Origin of the sequence: Microcoleus sp. A003_D6 (genome assembly GCF_036702825.1) — a bacterium.
In the GTDB taxonomy this organism is placed as follows: Bacteria; Cyanobacteriota; Cyanobacteriia; order Cyanobacteriales; family Microcoleaceae; genus Microcoleus.
This window is the reverse complement of record NZ_JAUBWA010000264.1, coordinates 1-2,680: the sequence shown is the minus strand read 5'-3', so window position 1 is coordinate 2,680 and position 2,680 is coordinate 1. Positions and strand designations below refer to the sequence as shown.

Below are 2,680 nucleotides of genomic sequence, written 5' to 3'. Positions count from 1 at the left end.
CCTCCAGTAGCTGTGCGAGCATTAGCTGTAATGTCGCTATTTTCTCGCGGGAGGGCAACCAAAAGATCGCTGTTAATCCTGATATTGCCACCGTCAGAAATACCTGCATCCGTCGTAATTCTGCTGTTGCGCCGCAATTGGATATCTTGCGCTCTGATATTAATATTTCCCCCACCGCCAGAGTCAGTTGTACCGTCGATACGGGCTTTGTTATCCAAGGCAATTGAGTTAGCTACAACATTAATATTGCCAGCCCTTCCCTTCCCTAAAGACTGAACGCTAACCGTTGCCCCATCCCGGATACTCAATTGATTTACATTCAAATTCAGCGAACCCGCATTCCCCGTAGCGTTGGGATTGACAATAATAGAAAAACTGCCAGCCGAAGCCTCAATTCTACTTGCGAAACGACCGTTACTCCCCGCACCTTTAACTTCTATGCGATCGGCATCAATTGTAATATTTCCAGCATCTACTGCACCCAAAGAAGCCGCAGAAATAATTCCCCCATTCCGCAGAGCGAGCATCGGTGTAGAGAGGTGGATATCTCCACCCCGGCCAGAGCTTGAAGTTTGAGTAGCCAGAGCACTCGCTCCGAATCCCACATTTCCCAAAACTCCAGATACCCCGCTCACTTCGATCGACTCCGAAGCTCTCACAGTTAAATCTCCTCCTACACCCCCATTCCTAGAAAACACGACTTGCCCAATAACCGCACCCGTTGATAAACTAATTGAGGCTCCATCAGAAACACTTAGCCGCTTAGTGTCAATGGTAATATCTCCCGATTTGCCATTGCCATCAAAAGAGTTTGTACCGATGCGGGTTTGTGCGGGACTTCCAGGAATTCCCCCTGACAATTCTACAGATTCAGTTGTTTTAATCGTGATATTTCCTGATGCTCCATCACTGCGGCTAATGCTGACCAAACCACCAGCATCGCGTACAATTAAGCGTTGGGCTTCAATATTGATATTACCGCCAGAGCCGGTACTTTGCTTAGTTGTTCCATTATTGATTGCTGAACTAACGATCTCGAAAGTGTTAGCGCGGACAGTCAAATTTCCCCCATTTCCAGCACCCAGGGTGGCGGTACCGCCTACTACCCCATCACGCAACAGCAGCCGTCCGGTATCGATGTTAACCTCTCCAGAAGTTCCACTGCCCACAGTACCACTATTAATTACAATTTGGGGGTCAAAGGGGTTGATGGTTCCAGATAATATATATTGGGTATAAAATCGCTGATAGCCTCCTATTCCCAACCCAATCATTTCTACTGAGTCAGTAGCGCGGATGTTCATATTACTCCCGTTTCCATCTCCCAGTGTCAAGGTGGAAATTTGCGACCCTTTATCTACTCGCAAATTTTGGGCGTTGATGTCAATGCCTCTACCATCAATATTTCCCAATGTTAGGCTATAAATTCCCGAACTGCTGACGGTGACGTTTCCACCTCTGATATCAATTTTGCCACCTCCTAATCCGCTGGTATTTATCACTGAATCTAAGAGTTGAATATTGCCGAAGTTCTGAATATTGCTGTAGTTTAAATTCAGACCTAAAGCCGTTGGTTCAAATTGCACTAAACCTGGACTTTTCACACTGCCCAGTAATATTTGTCCTGTATAAGCTGTTAAATTTCCGCCTTGTAGTTGAATATCACCGCCAATTAAGGCTAAAGTTTGACCGGGATCTACTGCTAAACCGAGTTTGTTAGAAATCGGAATTTCTACGGGTAATGGTGGTAAGGTTGGTGTGGGGCCGATTGCTTGGGAAGTGTTGACAATTGTGCCGGGATTTTCTCGAAATCTCAAACCCACAGGAATATTAATCGCTAATAATGGAACTGCACTAGGGTTAGTGCTGCTAAATTCAAAGCCGTTGTTAAAAACAATACTATCAGCACTTGATGCTAAGAATGACCCGCGTAAATCTAATCGAGCATTGGGGCCGAAGACAATTCCTTTCGGGTTAATTAAAAATAAGTTGGCGTTTCCTTGTACTCCTAATGTTCCTAAAATATTGGAAGGATTGCCACCTGTGATGCGAGTGAAAATATTAGCAATGCCGTTAGGATTGGCAAAATATGCTCCTCTGCCTTCACCGACGTTGAATTCTCGGAAACTGTGAAATAAGTTAGGGCCGCGAGTTGCACCGCCTTCAATGCGATCGGATGGTAAATTGTTGATAGTTGCGGGAACAGTGCGCGAACTTTCTGCGCCTAAGCTAGGATCGGGCACGATTTGAGCGAGGGCGGGTAAAGGAAATAGTAGTAAGAAAGCAAAAAGTAGGGCGGAAGATTGGCGGGGCATCGTTCAACTCCTGTTAATTGGAATGAGTAAAAGCGATCGCACGACTAAAACCGATCGCGCGACGACTAAAATATGAAGAGTACCTATCGCGGTACACACGCACCCGTCGGCTGCGGAACACGAGCAGAAGCACCAGCCCCCGGATTATATCCCACCAACGTCACTTCCCCTCCTTGATTCATCACCCAACCTTGAGCCGGGAGGATTTCTCTCGAATTAACTGTATTACCTACCGACAATCTATCTGTTATACCATCTGTTGCCGAGTTTTTGGCTGCACTCGGTTCTACCCAATTAAACTGAGCAGAATCGCTACTGAGCGCATCATTAGGATTCGCCGGTACTCCTCCTTTACCAGTAATATT

At 46.1% G+C, this 2,680-nt stretch carries 2 protein-coding genes; both read right to left on the bottom strand.

Annotated elements, in window-relative coordinates; all coding sequences use genetic code 11:
* Window positions 1-2,315, bottom strand: a 2,315-nt coding sequence (locus QUB70_RS32235) for a two-partner secretion domain-containing protein (protein WP_332985872.1), incomplete at its 3' end; no start/stop codon positions are given.
* Window positions 2,316-2,398: 83 nt separating this feature from the next.
* Window positions 2,399-2,680: hypothetical protein (locus tag QUB70_RS32230; RefSeq protein ID WP_332985870.1), on the bottom strand; the 282-nt coding region annotated here is incomplete at its 5' end.